Here is a 21,078-nt window from a genome sequence, read left to right on the forward strand (position 1 = left end):
TAGAGTACTTACTCATGAGTAAAATATCGTCCATTCTATTTAGCAAGGCGATTGTAATGACAATTGAACCAAAAGAAAGTACAGCCAGCTCTAGACTCAGCACTCTATTTTATTCACTTATTAACAGATTTAAAAGTAAACTCAAAAACTTATTCAACCTCGATCACTGATAAAATTGTTGAAAGGAGGCAAAATTGCAGATTACAAAAGCTTTAATAACAGGCGTATGGTCATTAGAGGCATTTATGGTTCACCGTGAAAATGGTGAAATATTCAACTGGCCGGGAAAACAAAATGGCACGTTAATCTATACCGACAGTGGTTATGTCAGTGTAGCCCAAAATAGAGAGCCAATTCCGAACCCTACCGTGGAAGATAAAGCCCGTTTTTCGAATTTTTATACCGGAACTTACGAGCTTGATTTAGACAATAGCCGTGTATTTCACACAGGGTTACAGTCGAGCGTTCACGGTGTAATAGGTCAAAGAATGCAAAGAGAGCTAAAGCTTCTAGAAGATGGACGATTACAGATTACTGGTCTAGGTTTAAAGGAACACGTGACTCTGATTTGGTCAAAAGTCAGTAGTTAGTATCCAGCCTAAAAATGAGTTAAAGGAAGTACTCATGCCACAGTTTATTGTCGAATGCTCTGAAGACGTTTTAATGCAACAATCTGAAAAAGTGATGATGGCAAAAGTTCACTCATCAGCGATAGATTCTAAGTTATTTAATGAAAGTGATATAAAAATTAGGTTAAGAAGTTATGATGAATATTCAATCGGCAATGAAGCAAAGCCGTTTATTCATGTATTTTCTTTTATTCTGAAAGGTCGTTCAGAAAGTCAAAAAGAACATTTGTCAAAATTAGTCGTGGGTAAACTGTCAGAAATGTTACCTGACACTTTACATATCTCAATGAATATTCATGAAGTCGAAAAAGAAGATTTTTTTAGTCGAAAAATGCTTTAGCAACTGTGGTTTTGAACATTGGCAGCACTTGTGCGCTGCCAATTAAAACAGATTATGCTTTTACAACAAACTTGCCTTTCATCAAGAAAGAATGTCCAGGGAAAGAACAGAAATATGTATAATCACCACCAGCTTTAAGTGCTTTAGTGTCAAAAGTTACACTTACAGATTCACCACCACCGATAAGCTTTGTAAAAGCTAAAACACGGCTATCGCCAGTTTTAAGATAGTTATTTGCAGCACCAGCTTGAACACCATCAGCAGCCGTAGCAACTTGATCTGCAGTGCTTGTTAACACCCAGTTATGACCCATTGCTGTTTTAGGCATCTTCCCTGTGTGCTTTAAGTTCACGGTAACTTTGTCGCACTTTGCTAACGAAATTTCCATGCTCGCTTTATCATAAGTCATTGCATCCATTACAGATACATCGATTTGACAGTTTTCAGCAAACGCATTTGAAGATAGAGCTAACAAAGATAAACCTAACAATGTTTTAATTTTCATACCCAACCAATAATTAATGATAATCATTATTATTATCTTTTAATTTATTATTTGATACAAGTCTTCAATCATTGAATATGAAAGGTAATTGATGAGAAAAACTAATTCCTAAACACCAGCTTAGTGCTCAATTAATAATTGCTAAACGAAAAAGCCATCAAAGTGTCACTTATAGATTTTACAATTCTAAAAGTTACAGCGGTTCAATCGCTAAAAATCAAAAGATGCAGATAACCTGTTCAGGATGGATGCACTGTGAAAATACGTTTATTAGTTTCGGGGTCATATGCATTAGTTCAGCTTATGACAGTGGCTAAGCGTGAATATAAATTATCGAGTTAACATTAAATGCAATTAGAGCAAAAAGTTAATACTGCGGTACTACACTATGAGGGGCAAACTCGAGATTTTCATTCACTCTCAATAGATGAAATACAAAGTTCTGAGTTGACCATCGATGTCATCTATCTGCAAAAAATACTGGTTTGTTGTCAAAGCTTGGCTAAAAGGAATAATGTCACACTCAATATTCAACAATTCGAAACAGTCGAATTAGTCAGTGAGCCAATTATTGTTTCTGTACTTCTTCAAAACTTATTGAATAATGCGATAAATCTTTCAACAAACGGCAATGTACATTTGCTCATTTTAGAAAAGCAAATAGAAGTGATAAATGACAGTGCTGGACTTAATGATACACCAAGAAGCTATGAAGATTTTGGCGCTGGGTTACAAATAGTTAGAGAAATTTGTGCTCATTATAATTGGATATTTCAATTAAAGAATAATACAAATAATGGTTGCACTGCATCTGTAACATTCAATATTTGTCCTAAGTGATCATTTAGGACAGTTTTCACTTTAACAATCTAACTACTGCCATATCAATCACTCTTTTAACGAAAGCGTTAGATGTGGCAACGGAGCAAGCAGGCTTGCTCCCAAATGCACCTAATTCCAAGGACAAGCTTTATTTTGAGCTATCACCTCTGAAACGATTTGCCCCAAGGCATTCTGAGTATTTTCAGGAATGTCTATTTTGGGAATGTAACCTAACAGATCTGCTGAGTTTCCAGTAATAATTTCATAAAAAACTAATGAAGTTAAATAAGTGCCCAAATATGAAGCATGGTTACCATCTGGGCTATGTAACACAGTGTCAGGATAAAGTGATAAAACTCTATTCCATACAAGTCCTATAGGGGCTAAGCATGACGCTTGTCTTTCCGCTATTCCTTGATGAATGCCATGAACATATTCACCTTCAACTTGATTTCCATACTGTGGGTGCTCAGGAAATAAAATTGGGGTGATATTATACTCTTTGGCTAAAGCTAACCATTTTTCTGTTTCTCGTGTTGAATATATTCTTGATTGAGACTGAGAGTATTTTTGACCTTGAAAAATAGCATGAGTCCAAGCTGAATCAACAAGTTTATTTCGGGAATGAGTCGATGCATAAAAATCATCTAAAAACCCACCCGTATGGCTGCTAACTTCGACTTCAGTTCTCGGAGTACTTTGCTCAATTAAGTGCTTAATCATTGAATCAACGCCAGAAATATGACTATTACCATACAATATTATTTTATAACTCTCTAAGTTTTGATTGTTTGGCACTGATAAGTTTTTGCTGGCATCCCCTTCAATAGCCGCTTTACCTGTCACGTTTTCAGGTGAAGGTGTAGTACCGCTTCCGCACCCTGAACTCATAAATAAAACCAAAGAAAGCAAAGCTAAAGAAAACTTAGAGGCTACTTTTGTATATGCCATACAGCGCTTCTCCTGAGTAGTCTGCTTCATGTGATACATTATTCATGTCCGAAAATCTGACTGACTTAACACACTCTTTCCAAGTCCTAGTTTTCGTCGATGGGCTAGTAGAGGTAACACCACCAACGCTTTCATCATCGAAGGCTTCATCACAACCATTGATATCTCTCCAGTGCGCTAATGTTTCTTCAACTGATTTTATTGCACCTGTGGTTCTACCTATCATTGGAACGTCAGAATCTGCGGGGCTATGAAAATGATGAACAGATATAGGCGTCGAAGTTGAGCAGTTCTCAAAAGAGCCACGAAATTGCCCTGCTAATGAAATAACAGCTGTTAGCTCCTCAGGAATTTGACAAGCAAGTTTATACCCCATAAATCCACCCGCTGAATACCCGAGAATATAAACCTTATCGGATGTCACACTATATCTCGCTTTTAAATCAGCAATTAACTCCTTGAGATACTTAACATCGAGTTCAGATGACTCTCTACCATCATTTAAACTTGTCCACCCCCAGGTTCCACCAGAACCAGAAGCCGCTACTGTAACTAGGGACTCTTTATCAGCCAGAGCTTTTCCATCAAATATTCCCCAAACTTTACTCGGATGACCAGGTGCTCCATGTAACAACAATGCAATGCCTTTGTTTTCACCATCTGGTTCATAAACGATTGCCTCACCATCTTGGAATGTCATACAGCTCGCACCTTCTGGAATTGCTTTTCCAACACAAGTAGGAGAAGCAACAGGCTCAGGGACAGGCTTAGTGCCTTTTTTAGAGGAGCCTCCGCCACATGCTGTTAGACCGAACAGCACGCTTAAAAAACTTACCATCAACAAATTACTCTTTCTCATTTTCATTCCTATATCATTTCGTTTACATTATTCGAAACGGACTGTCTCAAAAGCAAAGTTGAATTTCTTAATTAAGCGATGATTTTTTGATGATGAAATGATGATACCTATATAAATCAAATGGATATTATGATTTACCACTTTGAAAATATTGAGTTAAACACTCAAGAAATGACAATTTTAAAAGACGGCACACCAATATCATTCGAGCCAAAACTCTATGAACTTTTAGTCTTTTTTTGTAAAAATCCCGATAGAGCTATTTCAAGGGATGAGCTCATTCGCACAGTTTGGCAAGATAGGGCTGTTTCTGAAGCTGCAGTTAATCGAGCCGTAGCTCAACTTAGAAAACTTATTGAGCAAGACACTTCGACGCCTAAATTTATTATTACGATTAGCAAAATTGGCTATAAATTTGTTGCTCCTGTTAAAGCAGAAAGCAAAGCACAAGAAAAAAAACCAAATTCTAACGTTTCAGTCATTTCTAAGGTAAAAATAAAGCACCTTTTTTCATTAATCATCATCAGTACGAGTGCCCTATTTATTTTCGGATTATGGAATACTAAAAATAATGACGACCATCAAAATCGAAGTGTAGAACTCATATACAAAAATCAAATCACTGATTCGAGTGGTATGTCATTTAACGCTAGCTTTGATGAACATAAAAAGTCTATCTATTTCTTATTTAGAGCAAACTATAAGAGTAATGCTCAAATAAAAGCTAAAAACTCACAGAAAATAGACTTAGACATTACCAATGATGATTACTACTACACCGATGTCATATCAATCAATAAAACTCAACTGCTGGCTGCACGACTCGATAATGTACAAGACCGAAATTGCGAAATTGTAGTGATTGATAAAAATGATCTATCCGTAAATAAAATCACTGATTGCGGGAAATCAATCATTAACGCTTTAGATTATGACAGTGAAAATAATCGAGTTTTGTATCGTTATAGAGAAATCGCAAGTCAACCTTACGCTGTCTTATCCACCTCTTTAACAAGTTCAAGAACACAAGAGCTCACGCACCCACTTCAAAATGGCAATACTCAAGGACACACTACTTTTATATTGTCCCCTAATGAGCGCACTCTTGTTTACATTGAGTATCAGCTCGATAAATCTGACATACTGTATATTCAAGACCTAAGAACCCAAAAGGTGATATCCAGTTTATTGGTGCCGAAAGGTATCGTTGCGCTCACTTGGATATCAGCAGATTTACTTATCGCTAGCGATGCAAAACAATTATTTAGTATAGATTTAGCTTCTCAAGCAGTAACCATTATTGATTCAGAAGAAAGCTTTGGAAGATTGGCGCCTACTGCAGATACATCTGAAATTTTAACTGAACACAGTTACTTCCACACCAATTTAACCTTAACTCAAATTGAAAATGGTATATCTTCTAATCTAACCCATATTGATGGTATTCAAGGTCCTCACTCTATTTCTTATCACCATTCTAAAATAATTTTTCACTCCAGAGCCAAACAAAATAATAGAGTGTTAATCCGAAATGCGAACAACCAAATCATCGATACTCAATTTCCATCAGAATTTATTTACGTAGCTGATTTCGCTTGGTCTAAAGACGATAAAAAAGTCATCGCTTCAATCGATGATCAAATATTTTTGTTAGATGTCGACGCTTTGACATGGAGCCTTGTGAAAGTACCGTTTATGAAAGTGCATTACGTCGACTTCATTGAAGACAATAAAATTCTTTTGAGTGCAGAACACAAGGGCGATTGGAACTTATGGTCATTAGATCTTTCTTCGGGTAAAAACAGGCAAATAACCAAAAATGAAGGTTACTCAGGCAAGATAATCGATAACACTCTTTATTACACAAAATTCAGCCAAAACGGACTTTTTTATAAATCATTAACGAGTAACCAAGAACACGTATTACTGGATGACTTCCCTCTGACAAATTGGTATAGCTGGCAAATAGTAAATAAACACTTGTTTTACCGTGATGCCAATCAGTATTTTTTAAAAAATTTAGACACTGGTGTCGAAAAAGTCATATTTAATAACTCAAGCCATGAGTATCAGAATTGTAAGCTTAAGCATAACTTGACTGAAATTATTTGTAATAAAAAAAGTCGTGCCATCAGTGATATTTGGTCAATGAAATTTTCAGTCCAACAAGAGAATTAGTTCATGCTTGCCATCCTAATAGCTTCGCTTTAGCAGACGCTTTTTCACTCAGATCTTGAACGATAAAATGATCGTACATGATCATGACCCCCAAAACATGATTTAACAATGCATCATTTTGGACTTTATCTGCATCGCTTGTAGCGGTGCTTTCTTGGCGTTGAATCAGCAACTCCAAGAAACTGGGATCAATTAATTTGGCCTTTTCTAATTTAAGCGGTGATGCATACCGATTTAATAATGATTTAAGTTTCTGCCACTTTTTATCATCAGTGTGGGCAGGTGGTGCCATAAACGCAAACTTTTCACGATTGTATAAGACTTCAGGTATGACACCTTTGACTGCCTCCCTGAGAACATGCTTTTCTCTTGAGCCTTTTATTTTCATTTCTGGCGGAATCAAGGTAGCGAACTCAGCTAACTTATGATCTAAGAATGCGGGTCTCGCTTCCATTGAGTTTGCCATATCGACCCTATCACCACCCCACGTCAAAATTTGACCTTCCAACATTGTCTTAATCCAAACGTATTGCGCTTTATCCAAAGGATGCCTTTCTGACAAAAAAGTTTCATCAAGTTTTTCAGCAATCGCTCTCCCAGGCTCGTAGTGCTCAACTTCTTCTCTCTTTGACGGATAAATAAGTTGTTTTGCGACATCTGCACAACCTAACCAAGGTTGTAGGCAACTAGGAGTAAACCCCACTTTTTCATCAATAGCTTCCGATGTATATTCGTCTTTGGGTAGCATAGCTCCCTGAAACAATTTGTTATTCTCTTCCAGTGCAGTACGCCAATGATCCGTCTGCTCAGTGCTCAAGTCACTCATACCATGCAAGAACATATCTTTTCTAAAGGCGGGATACCCGGCAAATAATTCATCTGAGCCTTCTCCCGTTAACACTACTTTGTAATTTACATTTCGGACTTGCTGCGACATCATCAACTTAGCAACAGCCAAAGTGTTATAGATTGTTCTCTCTGTGTGCCAAATGGTTCTCTCAAAATTGTCGTACAGCATTTCTGCATTTAACTGAAGAATGTCTTGCTCTGCACCAACCGAGTTCGCCATTTTTGTGGCTATCGGTGTTTCATCATAATCCTTGTTATCAAAAGCAATTGTAAATGCCTTGATAGGTGTTTGCGAGACGGCAGAGGCTAACCCAAGAATACAGCAAGAATCAATCCCGCCTGAGAGGTAGCAACCAACTGGTACGTCTGCATTCAACCTTAATTGAACCGCCTCTAATAAGTGCTTTCTAACACCGGTAATATAAAACTCGTCAGAAAAGTGCTCTCTCATTGAAGCCTTAGGGAAATTCATATCCCAATACTTTGTTGTTTGAATATTGAATTCTTTATTTTCACGAGTGATTTTTAAAAAGTGCCCAGGTTCAACCTGATTAATGCCTTTAAATGCTGTAGTACCCGGTACCATGACTTGTATCAGCTGATGGAATACCCCCTTTGTATCAAGCTCAGCATTGACTTCTGGGTGTGTTAAAATAGCTTTGATTTCTGACCCAAAAACAACTTCATTACCTGTATTAGCCCAATACAGTGGCTTGACACCAAATCTATCTCGCACTAAGTAAAGTGCGTCTTCTTCCTTGTCATACAATGAAAATGCAAACTCACCTCTCAAATAGGTTATTGCTTTATCCATCCCTTCTTTTTTATAAAGCCAAGGTACGATTTCAGAGTCACTCTTAGTAAAAAATGATATCCCCTGTGCCGATAAGTCAGCACGAATTCGTTGAAAGTCGTAAAACTCACCGTTATGGGAAAAAATGACTTTATTATTAAGTGAGAAAGGTTGCCGACCTCGATCTTCGTTCAAATCGATGATTGAAAGTCTTGAATGACTCATTCCAATGCCTAACCCTGTAGGGTTAGCATAGCCGTAGTTATCTGGCCCTCGATGGTGTTGAATCGCAGCCATGTTTACAAGAAGTTGGGAATCAATATCTCTGTTAGGAGAAGACGTGAAAATACCCGCAATTCCGCACATAAATAGTCTCCTAGTAAGTTAAATAATATCTAGAACACGATCTGCACGATGAAGCAGACAAGTTAACAGTGCCTGCCTCAAAAATACGGCTCCACGAGCTTGAGCAAAGTACCAGTTATGCGAAGTGTCATCGAGTGATGTGCATAACTCCTCTCCCCGAGCTAAAGGGTGCATAACAATTGCTTGAGGTTTTAAAGGAGAACTGGCGGACAGCTTATAATCAGAGCCATACTCTTTAAATGTGTCTCCCTCCCAAGCAATGGCATTTATGTATACAACATCAGCGAGTTTAATTGCATCAGAAAACCCACCAGTGACCTCAACATTTAAACCCGCATTGAGCAATTGCTCCTTTTGCCCATGATCAAAAATTTTATCTTCTGTTTCATTCGCAACAATTGTTACAGTATCAAAAGCTTCAGGAAAAACAGAAAGGAGCTTCAATAAACTCCTTACGGTACGCATTTTGGAAGGCATACCAATAATGCAAAGTTTAATTGGTTTTTCAGGCTTGGTTTGTATTAAATCTGGCCGCCATTTAAATATGGTGTACAAATCGGCTAGCGCCTGTGTTGGATGCTCATCTAACCCGTTGCCAGCATTAATGATAGGTATACGCAAGGCATCCATCATTTCTTTGACAGAGCTGTCATTTGAATCTCGAAGAACGACACAATCACCGTAACTATTGAACATCTCAGCAACGTCACTAAGGCTTTCACCTTTTGCAATTCCTGTTGTGGAACGATCAGTGATTGACATGATATTCCCACCTAATCGATGCCAAGCACTTTCAAATGATAAACGAGTCCGAGTACTTGGTTCATAAAAGGCTGAAATCAGAATTTTATCTTGCAGTGGTGCAAAGAAACGCTCTGGATTTGCTTCATACTTAGCGGCTAGACGAAGCAATTGCAGTATAGTGTTCTTATCAAATTGATCAGAAGAATACACATGCTGATTTTTTAGATTATCGAGCGCTTTTCCGTCTTCGACAATAGAATGCAATAAGCTTTTAGGGTGCGCATTCTCATAAACCTTTGGCTCTTTTGATTGGAAGTGCACAATCTTATTAAGTTCTGGTCGCAGCATAGAAGTCCCTTTAAATATTTTAGTAACTCACGAAAAACCTTACTTATAATGACTAAAACTTTGGTTTTTTATATTTAAAGAGTAGTGTGGAATGCATTATTTTCCACTAAAAAATAAAATGGGCTATTCGGCTTTAAGTGGAAGGCTTTAAGCGTTAAAAATAGGATTATTGAGGCATAGACTCACCTGACTTCCCATGTTTTTCTGCTCAAATTTTGATAAGAAAGTTCGTATACTTAGACACACAGTACACATCCTAGAGGTCGTATGTGATTTCTAGAGAAATTAATTCATAAGCCTTTGTAAAAAATAGTATTAAAAATAATTAACTCATCAACTTTAGGAAGTTAAGGCACAATATTCGATATAAATAGTTAAACTACGGACGCCTTATGCCTATACCTCCCTCTTCATCTACTCCGACACGACGAAGCGCAAGGATTAAAGAAAGAAATGAACGGAAAAATAAAGTTCAAAAGCAAATAAAACTTTCCCCTACTGCTAAATCTCTAAAAGCAGAACCTAAAGGCATGTTGCTAGAGACAATCGTTTACGATTTACAAAAAGTAAAAAAACCAAATGCATACGCACAAACTACTCCAAAGACACCTACAAATTCGGTCTCTGTTCAATCTGAACACCAAGCATCTGCTCAAGACATCCAAATACGTCTAGAATTTTTTTTTGAAGTGAAAGCTACCCCAACTGAAGTTGATACTAATTTTAAAAGTTACTTACTCAACCATCATCGCTAACTTTTCCTAAGCTCTATCTGAACCGTACTGGTCGAACGCTCCAAAAAAGCACCTTCGCAATAACAAAAATAGTAAGTCCAAAGTCGCTTAAATCTCTCATCATAACCAAGAGGCTTTATGCGCTGCCAAGCAAACAAGAATCGCTGCCTCCAGTGAGTGAGGGTCAAGGCATAATGTAAGCCAATGTCTTCAATATCATGAATGATTAAATTTGTATCTTTTTGGGTGCGATTCGCAATCTCAGTAATCGATGGTAAAAAGCCACCAGGGAAAATGTGCTTTTGAATAAAATCCACGTTTTTTCGATAATAGTCAAAGCGCTGATCAGCGATAGTAATTGATTGCAAGAGCATTTTTCCACCGGGTAGCAAACACTCATTACATTTCTTGAAGAACGAAGTGAGATAGCGATAACCCACAGCCTCAATCATCTCAATCGAAACTAACTTGTCAAACTGTCCACTTAAATTGCGGTAATCTTGTTTTAATAATGTGATTTGAAGTTCAAGCCCTTCCTCTGCAATCAACTGCTTCGCATATTGATATTGCGCATCAGAAATCGTTGTTGTAGTCACTCTACACCCGTAATGTTTAGCAGCGTGAACCGCTAAACCTCCCCATCCAGTGCCAATTTCAAGAAGGTGGTCAGAAGGCGATAATTCTAGTTTTTTACAAATAATATCAAGCTTATTGCATTGTGCATCTTCTAAATTCATCTCACTATTTTCAAAGATTGCCGATGAATATTGCATCCGCTCATCTAAGAAGTTTTTATAAAGTTCATTACCTAAATCGTAATGGGAGACGATGTTATTTTTGGCTTGTTTGATTGAGTTTGAATTAAATAGATGAAACAGCTTATCTTTTAAATGTGAAGCGACCCCTTTTTGAGCTTCAATATTATCAGCAAGTTTTTGTGCCCGTGCAAAAATTCTAATGACTCGAGTCAGATCTGGAGAACTCCACTTACCATCAATAAATGCTTCTGCGGCTCCAATCGCCCCCTTAAAAATGAAATCTCGATAGCAACTCATATCTCTTATTTCTATTTTTGCCGCTAGCGATTCAACTGGACCATCTTTACTTAATGCACAATGCCCAAAACATCGACTCTCACCTGTAGCCTCATGTACATCAAGACGGCCATCTTGTAACTGTTCAAGAAATTTAAGCATTAGCTTCCGACAACGTGCAGTAAGCCAATCCATCTTGGTATTTTTTCTAATTTGATAAATATTTTCCATCTGCTCAGTCATCCTTGATATTTTTGGTAAGGGATAAAACGAACACGTTTAATCAGTAATTTCAAAGCTTGATAATAAATGCCGAACACCACCTTAAAAGTCATTAGAGGCATTGCTAACCAAAGTTTAAATACTATTGTTTTATTTAACGGTTTTTTTCGCATAATCAAACTTGCATCAAACAATTTTTCATTCGTTGTTTTTGCTCTATTTTCAATATGGATCAATAAATTTTTATGTGCTTCTGATGGTGTTTTAAACTTCCAAAAATAATCCATATCTAAATTCATAAATGGTGAAACATGGAATTGTTTCTTACTTTTCAAAGAACCTTCTTCATCTAACTTAATAAGATAATAGTGACGTTCATTCCAAGGTGTATTACTCACCTCAGCCAAAACTTGAAAGCAATGCCCGTCTTCGTTATATCCAAAATAAAAATTAGCCGGACTAAAATACAGACCAAAGCAACGTATTTGCACCAATGCTTTAACTGAGTGAGGGTGCCTCCCTCCGAGCTCAGCGAACTTGTTGTTGATACGCAGCTCAAGGTTTTGAGGTTCACCTTTTACATAATCTTTAGCAACAAAACGCATAGGATGAAACCAAGAACTACCAAAAGGCCATATCGAAAATGGTTGTTTCACGTCACGAATATCGAGTAATAACATATAAAGCTTATATTGAAATTGATGCTTATTTTGGCTATGACGTCTGTGTTTTATTACACCTTGATAGAGATTAGATTGAGATAAGATTTTCATAATTCATCCTCAATCATTCAAATAACAATCAAAACGACTTGCTACATCAATGGCACTTTTCACACCGTCTTCATGAAATCCACTGTACCAATATGCTCCCGCAAAATGAGTATGATTTTGACCGCAAATTTCTGTTCGCCTCTGCTGTGCATCGATGCTTTTAAGCTGGAATTTAGGGTGATGATAAATAAATTCACGTAAGACTTTATCCGGTGAAATAGCCTGTTTTTGATTTAAGGTCACACAGAATGTGTGCTTGCTGGTGAGCTGTTGAAGGATATTCATGCAATAGCTGACAGCGGCGGGACGCTCAGTATTATCATCAAGTCGATAATTCCAACTCGCCCATGCAGAATGCGCTTTAGGCAGAATGGATTCATCAGTGTGTAATATTACACAGTTCTTTGAGTAAGGAATGTTTCCCAAAACTGATTGTTCTGCAACGGTTGGCGTAGCAAGGAGTTCAAGTGCTTGGTCTGAGTGGCAGGCCAGCACAACTTCATCAAATTCGTGTTCGATATCTCCTGCTTCATCAGCAAGCACCAACTGGACTTTATCATTGCTCCTCTTAATCCCAGTTATATTCTGATTAACATAGATTCGCTCTTTAAACCTTTGAGTTAGAGGAGCTAGATAGCTTCTAGAACCATTGGCAATTACGTACCATTGCGGACGATTACTTATCCTTAACAGGCCATGATGGTAAAAGAACTGCACAAAAAACTTAAATGGAAAATCTTCAATTTCTTTTATTGAGCTAGACCAAATAGCAGCCGCCATTGGCAAAATGTAATGATTGGAAAAAAAGTCTTTAAAACGGTTTTGTTTTAAAAATTGCCCGAGTGTTAACCCATCTTCATACAATTCGTTTTCAAAGATATCTATACAACGATAATTAAAGCGCATGATATCGAATATGAGCCCCCAGAATTTTAAACTGAAAATATTTTTACGTTGTGCAAATAAGGTATCTAAATTGTGGCCATTGTATTCAAGATTAGAAGTCAAATTAGACACAGAAAAGCTCATTTCAGTCTTTTGTATTTGCACATTTAATTGCTCAAGGAGCTGAATAAAATTAGGGTAAGTTTTATCATTAAATACAATAAAACCTGTATCAATAGCTTGTTTCTCGCCTGCTACTTCGACATCTACCGTCGCCGTATGACCACCTATAACACTATTTTTTTCAAAAACGGTAACCTTGTGCTTTTGTGATAATAAATAAGCACAAGTTAGACCCGAGATTCCACTTCCTATAATGGCAATATGCTTCATTTAATGGCTTCCTTTTCAAGCTTTTTTAATAATTATTCTTTGCCACCAGCTTTCAGGCAGTAGTGATATTAATTTTAGTAGATATGTAAAACGTCGCGGGAAGTGGACGTAATTTTTTCTCGATTGGACGCCTTGGTAAATTCTTTTTGCTGCGGTTTGTGTATCAACGATAAACGGCATAAAAAAGTTATTCTTATCTGTCAGTGGTGTTTTTACAAAACCTGGATGAACCAGTGTCACATCAATACCCACAGATTTAAGATCCAAACGGAGACTATTGGCCAAGTAATCTAGCCCCGCTTTTGAGGCTCCGTAAGCCTCAGCTCGCGGAAATGGCAATTGAGTCGCAATTGAACTGATGAAAACCAAACGTGATCCTTTATCCATTTTAGGAAGAAACGATCCAAGTAGATCTCCCACTGATAATAAGTTGGTTGAAATATTGTGTTTAAACGAGCCTGCATCAAAATGGTAAGCATCATCGATATAACGGCAGTCACCAGCATTAAGAAGTAGAATGTCTACTTTAGAAACTTCTGCTGCGGCCTGCATTACTTCTTCCGGTTGAGTAACATCAAACTGCAGACATTGAATTGCAGTAAAACGTTTTTTTAACTGCTGCAGTTTGCCTTTGTTGCGTCCGCAAGCAATCACCGAAAATCCAGTTTGGTAATACAACTCAACCAAAGCTTCACCAATACCGGACGTAGCACCTGTAATCATGACTTTTTTCATTGAGCTAACCGATGTTTTAACCAACGAACTAGGCGCCCAAGTACAGGTGCATGTTCATAAACCATCGCCCCCATATCTAAATAGTCACGGTGATAAATCACCCGGTCATGTTCGCCTTTAACTTGCGTGTGCCCTTCAACCGATATCTTATTCCCTTGATTGAGTTTGGGGTGGCGATATTTCATCGTCCAGTAAACCCCTGCTTGAACTCCATCAAATATGACGTCATTAATAAAAAACTGGCAGTGAGATGTATTGGAATACATGAAGTTGCAGTAAGTCATTAAATTATTAAGGCCAGTGATTTGATGGACAGGATCTTGGAAATGAACATCTTGGTGATATAAGGTTTCAAGTAGCTCTAAATTATTCTTGTTTAGTTGCTCATAAACAGAAATAAACTGATTTAGCCATTGTGGGTAATCGAATTGTTGATTATTTATTATTTCCTGCATCATCGTCGCCGCACTTTTCCCATATTTATAATGAGTTACGATTTAAGTTTAGAGTTGGATCACTCTATAAGCAGAATTTATTTGAAGCAAAGATTGTCCCCCGTGCACTTCCTTGTGCGACGGGAGAGTAATAAGCAGCTCAGATCAGTAAATAAATTTTCCGAGAGGATTGAGCAAACGATTGACCCCTTTGGTAAATTGAATCGAATCATTAACCACTGTGAGACACCAACACCCTTCTTTGGATACTGGGTGATGAGTATGCTCAGCATCTAGAATAATAAAGTCACCAGGCACATATCCACCAAGCTCATCCTCAAATGTCCCTTGAAGTAATAGGGTAATCTCGAATCCCTTATGAGTATGGTGAGGCACTTCACCGCCAGCTTTTATGTTTAACAAACTGGTTCTCACAGGTTCCTCATCAAGCTCAATTCTCGCTCTTGATATTTTCCCTACATTTACAAAGTTCGACACACTCAAACGACTCAGGCTTTTAGGCAATTCAAAGCCACCAACTACTTTCGGAGGCATTCGCTTGAAGCTCTCTGTAAAATTAGATTCTGGTTCAGCCATTATGCCAGACAGCATTTCATCAAAATTGGTATCAATACCTATTCCATCAGAGTTCGCAGCAAAGTCGATAACTTCTGATTGTTGATTTAAGCTCTCTTCCGACATTTGTGCGGTATAGCGTTCCACTTGATGACGACAAACTGGGCACATTTCTATATGAGTTGAAATTGCCACTGATAATGACGATGATAATTCACCAGCTGAAAATGCGATGAGCAAGTCATCTGTTGGATGATGCTTTATCATAAGTCATCCCCTATATTGCCTTTGAGTTTAGCCACAGCCAGCCTCAATCTTGATTTAACGGTACCGAGAGGAATATCTAAACATTCAGATATTTGCTCTTGTGATAATTCTAAAAAGTAGAAAGCTTTGATCACACTTAATTGAGCTTCAGATAATTTATTTATATTTTCTAAAATAAACTTCTTCTCTAAGTGATCTTCAAAAACTTTTTCTTCAGTTTCGCCTTCAATGTAGGACCAAATATCTTCACTCAAATTATCTTCACGGCCTGAGCGAATTTTCCTAAGTGCATCAAAAGTAACGTTCCTCATAATGGTGTAAACCCATGTGTGAGCAGCACCTTTATTTGGACAAAACAAATGTGCTTTTCTCCACACATTACTCATTGTGTCTTGAACAATGTCATTGGCTTTGTCAGAGTTTGAAAACTTTTGAACAGCAAAGCGTTTAATTTTGGGCGCAAAATGCTGGAAAACAATCGTAAATGCTTTCTGGTCTCGCTTTAAAGCCACATCGACGAGTAACTGACTGAGATGCTCATTGCTATATTCTTGTTTCATACATATAGCTTTAGCATACGGTTTACTCGTTTTAAAGTTATCTATTCGTTTAAGCATGCGCTTCTGTCCTTGAGAAACTCTAAAGCCAATACGGAAGTGAATGTGAAAAAGATCACATCAACTTGCATTGTGTTACCGGTAACGACTTATCAAAAAATATTGTCACTTCACCAACCCTTACACCAAACTTCTTCATAGTGGTTTTGTTCATAACTCTATTTTTATCCATTCGATACATCCAATCATCCATTGAAATATTGTATTCGCTGCCATCCACGGGGACTTTTAAGATATAGTTCCAGTGAAATGCAAAACCTTGTTCTTGCCCTTTTGCTTCACCAACAACGTCGGAAGCGGTACCAAGGTATTTCCCATTTTCCATCTTCATTAATTGCCAGTTTCGATGGGTGATTTCACCATCATCGAAATAAAAGGTTTCTTTAAGCAAGCCATTATTCGCTTTCCACTGCCCTTTAATATCAACACAAAAACGGCGAGTTACTTTGTCCGAGTAGTTTTGTACCATTCCCCACGCAATTACCCTTCCTGTAAAATAGTTTTTCAAATCAAATGCAGGCTGTTCACCTTGATACTCATGAATAGCAGTTGAGCAGGAAGAAGCTAAAATAATTGCGATTGAAACCAGCAATAGTGAGATCAGTTTTTTCATTAGATCATCCCCAAAAGCTGTTTTCTTAACCGAGGTTGAGTCGTCTTCTTAGACAGCCAAATACTTAAGAATATTGAAGCAAAGTGTTTACCTTCAATCTTACCGATGGGCTTCCCATTAAGATAAAACACGCTTTCAGTGGGTAAAACCTGAAATGCAAGTTGATCTCCTTCTGAGACACTTGGCCAAATTTTTTCTAACTTAGGTACGAATACTTGATAATCATTAAGCGTTAACCCTAGATGCTGCCAGTTTTCTACGGTGCTGTTGATCAGTTCTTCTTTTGAAATATCCATTAAATAACTAATCTCAAAAAGTAAACATTGCTCTTTTCCAGAGTAAGTTCCTGTAGGTGTGTATAAATCGCTGGTGTAGACATTCCAAAACCACACTTTCAACTTTGCTGTTCCTACGAGGCTTAAACTTTTCTTAGCAGAGCTTAATCCTTGACTATGATTTGAACATTGACTTAAAGGAGAAGCACCAGCTTGATAGCTGAGAGCTAAGCCTAAAAATATGAGTGATTTAAGCGTAATTCTCATGAGTACCCTCCATGGATTCAAGAAACATTTTCTTTATTAAGAAGAAACTGGGTAGCAAAATCCCCCAGATCAGGCCGAGAATAATGAACGTTGTTCTTTCAGAGTAACCAAACTGAACAGCACCAAATTCTTTACCAGCAAAGTAAGCCAAAGGCGCAAATATCGCACCAACAATAATTTGTAGAACAATTGATTTAGACAGAGCATTCAGTGCATGGAATAACGTTAAAGAAAAACTTACCCAAATTGCCCATAACCAAAGAGGAACAATTAGCTTGAGTTCTTTATCAAACTGAAACACCTGAAGCTGCATCAATACCGAATCAAGGATTCCCCCCATTAACACTACGAACAAAATTAACCCACGTTCAGATACTGAGCTTCGATAAATCAAATGCCAAAACACCCACATGAGAACAATAGGGACAAATGCGGATTTGTACGTAATGCAACCGAGCCACATCACGTTATATAACAATCCGTTACACACTAGAGAAATGAAATTTTTGTTCATAGTCTTGGTATTCGAAGTGAATGGGGTTACTTACTTACGCTGTAGCAATGAAGAAAGTTCAAAAAAAGACCGCAATGAATATTGCGGTCAAATGCAAGCTACATAATGGATGCTAAACCACTCTATTCTCAATTCTATCGGTCACAATCCAATGTTTGAGTGTGAAAAATATTGGCATCAATATCAACCAGATGACGCCGAAAGTGACTAAGGTAGCTTGGGTAGATGTCTCAAATGTCAAAGCTCCTGCACGCTCACCTATTAGGTAACCAAGTGGTGGAACGATCGCACCAAAAGCTAACTGTAACCATAAAGATGACTCTAAGAATTTTAGAGCGTGGTTAAGTGTTAAACCAAACCCTAACCAAATCATCCAAGACCAAATCGGAATGACCGACGTCTGATGAGCCATATCACTGTGGCTATTGAATTGAATAAAACCGGAGTGCATTAAAATGTTATCTACTGTACCACCAAGGGCAACGACAAATAGCACTAAATTAAGCTCGGCTAAAGAATTGAGTTTTAATAAATGAGCAATAGCCCATACGATTACTGCTGGTGCAAACATACTGCCAAAGACAATACATCCGGCAAACATTACGCAGAAAATAAGCAAGTTCGACAACATAACCCTTTCCTCATACATCCCTGTTGAAACTGTCATTACGAACAAGAAGAGGAAAAGGTTTAATTATTTATTTCACTAAATATTTTACTAAGGAACTGTTGGCGTACCAAATTGCATAAAGTGATTTTTTATATGCTCATTAAAGTCATTTGTGCGACCATCAAAAGTGATAAACAAATGATCATTAAACAGATCATAATCCCACGCATCGTAGATGTTGACTTCAATAAGCTCTGAAGCCTCAATGAGATAATCTCTTGGATCAACATTATCCCGTAAATTATCTGGAATATAAGACTCTAACTGAATAATACGCAAGTGAGGTAAGCCGTTAGGTGCAGGATCAAGCAACACCCATTCATAAGTGCCTAACCCGTCAATGGTAAAACGTTGATTAACTTCATCAGCTGATACGTCTTCTGGGTAGAAGCTTGGATAGAGAGACTCTGCAATATTCGAAGATGACAAGGTTCCAACAGAGCTCGCTACCTGAGTATGAGTAATATAATCTTCATTACGGCAAAGCACCTGACCTTGTTGTGAGGTAAAGTAACGATACACAATATTTGGCCAATTTACCTCACTAAGCTTGTACTGCTCAGGCGCAGATGCAAGCATTGATGCCCATACTTCAGAGTGAGTGTCGACTTTCTCAACGCGTATTTTAGTGGGCACTTCCGTTCCGTCATAGAACGTTGTTATCTCATTCCCGTTGACTTCTATGTCTTTTGGTTGGTAGTTAGAGTCGGCTCTGTCCGAGTTAATCCAGCGATTTAGCTCCGTATTCCAGCATTCCTGAGGAACTTCATCTTCCTCATCGAAATTAACAACCAGTGAAAAAGCTTTAGAGACACCCGCTCCAGTAGGGTCGTTGATAATACCGCCAAACATGTGTTGGCTCTCATCGCCGTAATTTAACGTAAATGATGAGTTCAAGTACGAAGGCTCAAGCGTAAAGGTATCTTCAGGGTTGCGAGACTTAAGTGTATCTTTAAAACCTAAACCATCAAGCACGATATCCCAATCAGTTTGAGACAGTAGCTTGTTAGAAATGGGTTGTTCAATATAACCTTGTGACGTCAATACATCATTGATCACATAGGTAAGATCAAGTGGCTCTGTAGCTAAGTAATCTAAAACTGACAGTTGACTCTGTTCTATCAAAGCTCTTATCTGTTCAATACTTGCTGACATCACCTCATCGACAGTCAGTGGATCTGACACTAACCCAGCAATTAACGCAAAGATATAACGTTGAAATTCAATATCCGTCAAGGCATTGATCGAACTAGCATGCTCCTTAAGAGCAAATAACTGACTCACAGAACCAGTTGATGCAGAGTGAGTGTTAGAGAACCCTTCCCCCACAGAACCTGAAGCAATGTTCACTCGCAGTGATTGCGGTACGTTAACGGCAGAGGCAGCACTGCTCCAACTCGCGAATAGGTAGTAATCAGGTGACTCTTGCTCAGAAGTCCACTCAATTTGATAGACCCCTTCGCTATTTGATGTCGCTGTAGGTTCTCCGTCATCGCACGCTTTATTCATGTCCAAATCGGCACAAAACTGAGCGCTATTAACATTACCTTGGAATAAAACCGTGCCATTAACCTGATAGTCATAGTTTGTGGCAACGACTGGAGTTGGAGGTACGATGGCAATGGGTTCTTCTTTTTTATCATCGCTCCCACAAGCAGACAATAAACTCATCACTGACAATGACAAAAGTGACTTTGTTAAATACATTTCAGATCCTTTAAAAGTGTACTTACGCCCCCTTTAGAACTTCTGCATACTGTCACTAGCAAAATATTTCACTAATATTACAACCTAAGTTAGAGTAGTTAAGCTGAGCGCTTTCCTGCATCGCCACTCTTCTTATCATAAAGTTCAAATGGGAATACATTCCTAAGTCGTTGTGCCATTTCATCATTAATGGTTGCTGAAACATGCAATCGAACGCCTGATTTCTTCTCAGCACGCACAACGCCTGTCAGTTTATATTTTTTAGCTAACTCTCTGGCTTCACGCATAAATTTTTCTGGCACTTTGCCTTTATGCGAATCCAATCGCCCTTTTTTGAAGTGAAGTTCAAAAATCAACAATCCTTTTTTTGCACCAAAAATAAAGTATGTGAGCCCAATGACAGCAACAATTGCTAATATAACTTGTGCATTTATTTCCATTAATCTCCCCTTGGTAATAAACTATTATTGATATATCGCTGGTTAATTTAGGATACAACTAAATGTTTTTAAAAGACATACTGAATAAGGGCAGCTCTTCTGGCTTTATTAAAAAACGTCAATATCAATTTTATTTCGTTATTTTCAGTGTGTTACTCAGCCTGTCAGGGTTTAGCTATAATGTCTGGCGCTTAGAGTCTACTGAAACAAATAACACCGTTCGTACTGCTAGCTTTGAAATGCTGCTTGAGTTATCACAACTTGAACAACTTATTTATTCTTTGCATTATGATCAAGATCCATCGGAAGGTAGCCCGAGAAAAGGCTGGGTAAAGGTCGGATTAATCAATGATTTAAGCCCACTTGCAGGTAAAAATGTTATGGTAAAAGCTGATGCATTACGAAGTAGTTGGGCAGATAACTGGAATTCGATTGAAAGCAGTAACTTAGCAACTAACGAAGTGGTTAACGCCATTGAGGCAACTCGTAAAGAAATCAATAAAACGATAACCTCATTGAAGTAATAAATATCTTCTGA

The 21,078-nt window shown here is 37.9% G+C and carries 24 protein-coding genes; 6 read left to right on the plus strand and 18 right to left on the minus strand.

Annotation, left to right across the window (positions count from 1 at the left end):
- Window positions 1–194 precede the first annotated feature (194 nt).
- A complete protein-coding gene (locus AC1EU2_RS07470) occupies window positions 195–590 on the plus strand; it encodes a lipocalin-like domain-containing protein (protein ID WP_480297494.1) in 396 nt (131 codons plus the stop codon).
- Between the two features lie 34 nt (window positions 591–624).
- On the plus strand, window positions 625–969 hold the full coding sequence (locus AC1EU2_RS07475; RefSeq protein ID WP_480297495.1) for a 5-carboxymethyl-2-hydroxymuconate Delta-isomerase: 345 nt from the start codon (window positions 625–627) through the stop codon (window positions 967–969).
- Between the two features lie 52 nt (window positions 970–1,021).
- Here the strand turns inward: AC1EU2_RS07475 and azu are convergent, their stop codons facing one another.
- Window positions 1,022–1,501: an azurin gene (gene azu, locus AC1EU2_RS07480; RefSeq protein WP_480297496.1), complete on the minus strand. Its 480-nt coding sequence runs from the start codon at window positions 1,499–1,501 to the stop codon at window positions 1,022–1,024.
- 321 nt (window positions 1,502–1,822) lie between these two features.
- Between azu and AC1EU2_RS07485 the strand changes: the two genes are divergently transcribed.
- Window positions 1,823–2,314, plus strand: coding sequence for a hypothetical protein (locus AC1EU2_RS07485; RefSeq protein WP_480297497.1), 492 nt, complete (start codon window positions 1,823–1,825; stop codon window positions 2,312–2,314).
- 111 nt (window positions 2,315–2,425) lie between these two features.
- Here the strand turns inward: AC1EU2_RS07485 and AC1EU2_RS07490 are convergent, their stop codons facing one another.
- Both AC1EU2_RS07490 and AC1EU2_RS07495 read right to left on the minus strand, forming a co-directional pair.
- The gene (locus tag AC1EU2_RS07490; protein ID WP_480297499.1) at window positions 2,426–3,247 is read right to left on the minus strand and encodes a hypothetical protein; all 822 of its coding nucleotides are present in this window, start codon (window positions 3,245–3,247) and stop codon (window positions 2,426–2,428) included.
- Window positions 3,222–4,106 carry a CE1 family esterase gene (locus AC1EU2_RS07495; RefSeq protein WP_480297501.1) on the minus strand — a complete coding sequence of 295 codons (885 nt, stop codon included), beginning with the start codon at window positions 4,104–4,106 and terminating at the stop codon, window positions 3,222–3,224. Before AC1EU2_RS07495 ends, AC1EU2_RS07490 begins: the two co-directional genes overlap by 26 nt.
- 129 nt (window positions 4,107–4,235) lie before the next feature.
- Here AC1EU2_RS07495 and AC1EU2_RS07500 point away from each other — a divergent pair, with 129 nt between their 5' ends.
- Entirely contained in the window at window positions 4,236–6,284 is a 2,049-nt protein-coding gene (locus AC1EU2_RS07500) for a winged helix-turn-helix domain-containing protein (protein ID WP_480297503.1), read from the plus strand.
- Between the two features lies 1 nt (window position 6,285).
- Here AC1EU2_RS07500 and asnB read toward each other — a convergent pair whose 3' ends face one another.
- A complete protein-coding gene (asnB, locus tag AC1EU2_RS07505) occupies window positions 6,286–8,292 on the minus strand; it encodes an asparagine synthase (glutamine-hydrolyzing) (RefSeq protein WP_480297505.1) in 2,007 nt (668 codons plus the stop codon).
- A gap of 18 nt (window positions 8,293–8,310) precedes the next feature.
- Complete coding sequence (locus AC1EU2_RS07510) at window positions 8,311–9,384, minus strand: aspartate/ornithine carbamoyltransferase family protein (protein ID WP_480297507.1); 1,074 nt, start codon at window positions 9,382–9,384, stop codon at window positions 8,311–8,313.
- Window positions 9,385–9,776: 392 nt separating this feature from the next.
- On the opposite strand from AC1EU2_RS07510, the gene AC1EU2_RS07515 reads away from it, so the two are divergent.
- Window positions 9,777–10,139: a hypothetical protein gene (locus AC1EU2_RS07515; protein WP_480297509.1), complete on the plus strand. Its 363-nt coding sequence runs from the start codon at window positions 9,777–9,779 to the stop codon at window positions 10,137–10,139.
- Here AC1EU2_RS07515 and AC1EU2_RS07520 read toward each other — a convergent pair.
- From AC1EU2_RS07520 to AC1EU2_RS07580, 13 genes are all read right to left on the minus strand, one after another.
- On the minus strand, window positions 10,136–11,383 hold the full coding sequence (locus tag AC1EU2_RS07520; protein ID WP_480297511.1) for a class I SAM-dependent methyltransferase: 1,248 nt from the start codon (window positions 11,381–11,383) through the stop codon (window positions 10,136–10,138). The two genes, AC1EU2_RS07515 and AC1EU2_RS07520, sit on opposite strands and share 4 nt — an antisense overlap.
- Window positions 11,384–11,391: 8 nt before the next feature.
- The gene (locus AC1EU2_RS07525) at window positions 11,392–12,147 is read right to left on the minus strand and encodes a DUF1365 domain-containing protein (protein WP_480297513.1); all 756 of its coding nucleotides are present in this window, start codon (window positions 12,145–12,147) and stop codon (window positions 11,392–11,394) included.
- A 9-nt stretch (window positions 12,148–12,156) separates the two neighbouring features.
- The gene (locus tag AC1EU2_RS07530; RefSeq protein ID WP_480297515.1) at window positions 12,157–13,425 is read right to left on the minus strand and encodes an NAD(P)/FAD-dependent oxidoreductase; all 1,269 of its coding nucleotides are present in this window, start codon (window positions 13,423–13,425) and stop codon (window positions 12,157–12,159) included.
- Window positions 13,426–13,440: 15 nt separating this feature from the next.
- The gene (locus AC1EU2_RS07535) at window positions 13,441–14,160 is read right to left on the minus strand and encodes an SDR family NAD(P)-dependent oxidoreductase (protein ID WP_480297517.1); all 720 of its coding nucleotides are present in this window, start codon (window positions 14,158–14,160) and stop codon (window positions 13,441–13,443) included.
- Window positions 14,157–14,618, minus strand: a complete 462-nt coding sequence (locus tag AC1EU2_RS07540; RefSeq protein WP_480297519.1) for a nuclear transport factor 2 family protein — start codon at window positions 14,616–14,618, stop codon at window positions 14,157–14,159. Before AC1EU2_RS07540 ends, AC1EU2_RS07535 begins: the two co-directional genes overlap by 4 nt.
- Before the next feature lie 141 nt (window positions 14,619–14,759).
- The gene (locus tag AC1EU2_RS07545) at window positions 14,760–15,437 is read right to left on the minus strand and encodes a ChrR family anti-sigma-E factor (protein ID WP_480297521.1); all 678 of its coding nucleotides are present in this window, start codon (window positions 15,435–15,437) and stop codon (window positions 14,760–14,762) included.
- The gene (locus AC1EU2_RS07550; protein WP_480297522.1) at window positions 15,434–16,054 is read right to left on the minus strand and encodes a sigma-70 family RNA polymerase sigma factor; all 621 of its coding nucleotides are present in this window, start codon (window positions 16,052–16,054) and stop codon (window positions 15,434–15,436) included. The genes AC1EU2_RS07545 and AC1EU2_RS07550 overlap by 4 nt, the downstream gene beginning before the upstream one ends.
- A gap of 55 nt (window positions 16,055–16,109) precedes the next feature.
- The gene (locus tag AC1EU2_RS07555) at window positions 16,110–16,667 is read right to left on the minus strand and encodes a DUF3833 domain-containing protein (RefSeq protein ID WP_480297524.1); all 558 of its coding nucleotides are present in this window, start codon (window positions 16,665–16,667) and stop codon (window positions 16,110–16,112) included.
- A complete protein-coding gene (locus AC1EU2_RS07560) occupies window positions 16,667–17,209 on the minus strand; it encodes a chalcone isomerase family protein (protein WP_480297525.1) in 543 nt (180 codons plus the stop codon). The genes AC1EU2_RS07555 and AC1EU2_RS07560 overlap by 1 nt, the downstream gene beginning before the upstream one ends.
- Complete coding sequence (locus AC1EU2_RS07565) at window positions 17,193–17,723, minus strand: DUF2878 domain-containing protein (protein WP_480297526.1); 531 nt, start codon at window positions 17,721–17,723, stop codon at window positions 17,193–17,195. Before AC1EU2_RS07565 ends, AC1EU2_RS07560 begins: the two co-directional genes overlap by 17 nt.
- Window positions 17,724–17,835: 112 nt before the next feature.
- Window positions 17,836–18,354 (minus strand): DUF2878 domain-containing protein, encoded by a 519-nt coding sequence (locus tag AC1EU2_RS07570; RefSeq protein WP_480297527.1) that lies wholly within the window; start codon window positions 18,352–18,354, stop codon window positions 17,836–17,838.
- Between the two features lie 87 nt (window positions 18,355–18,441).
- Window positions 18,442–20,100 (minus strand): hypothetical protein, encoded by a 1,659-nt coding sequence (locus tag AC1EU2_RS07575; protein WP_480297529.1) that lies wholly within the window; start codon window positions 20,098–20,100, stop codon window positions 18,442–18,444.
- A 98-nt stretch (window positions 20,101–20,198) separates the two neighbouring features.
- Entirely contained in the window at window positions 20,199–20,540 is a 342-nt protein-coding gene (locus AC1EU2_RS07580) for a DUF3634 family protein (protein WP_480297530.1), read from the minus strand.
- A gap of 62 nt (window positions 20,541–20,602) precedes the next feature.
- Between AC1EU2_RS07580 and AC1EU2_RS07585 the strand changes: the two genes are divergently transcribed.
- Entirely contained in the window at window positions 20,603–21,064 is a 462-nt protein-coding gene (locus tag AC1EU2_RS07585; protein ID WP_480297532.1) for a hypothetical protein, read from the plus strand.
- Window positions 21,065–21,078 lie beyond the last annotated feature (14 nt).

Source organism: Parashewanella sp. 2304DJ23-3, from assembly GCF_056591695.1.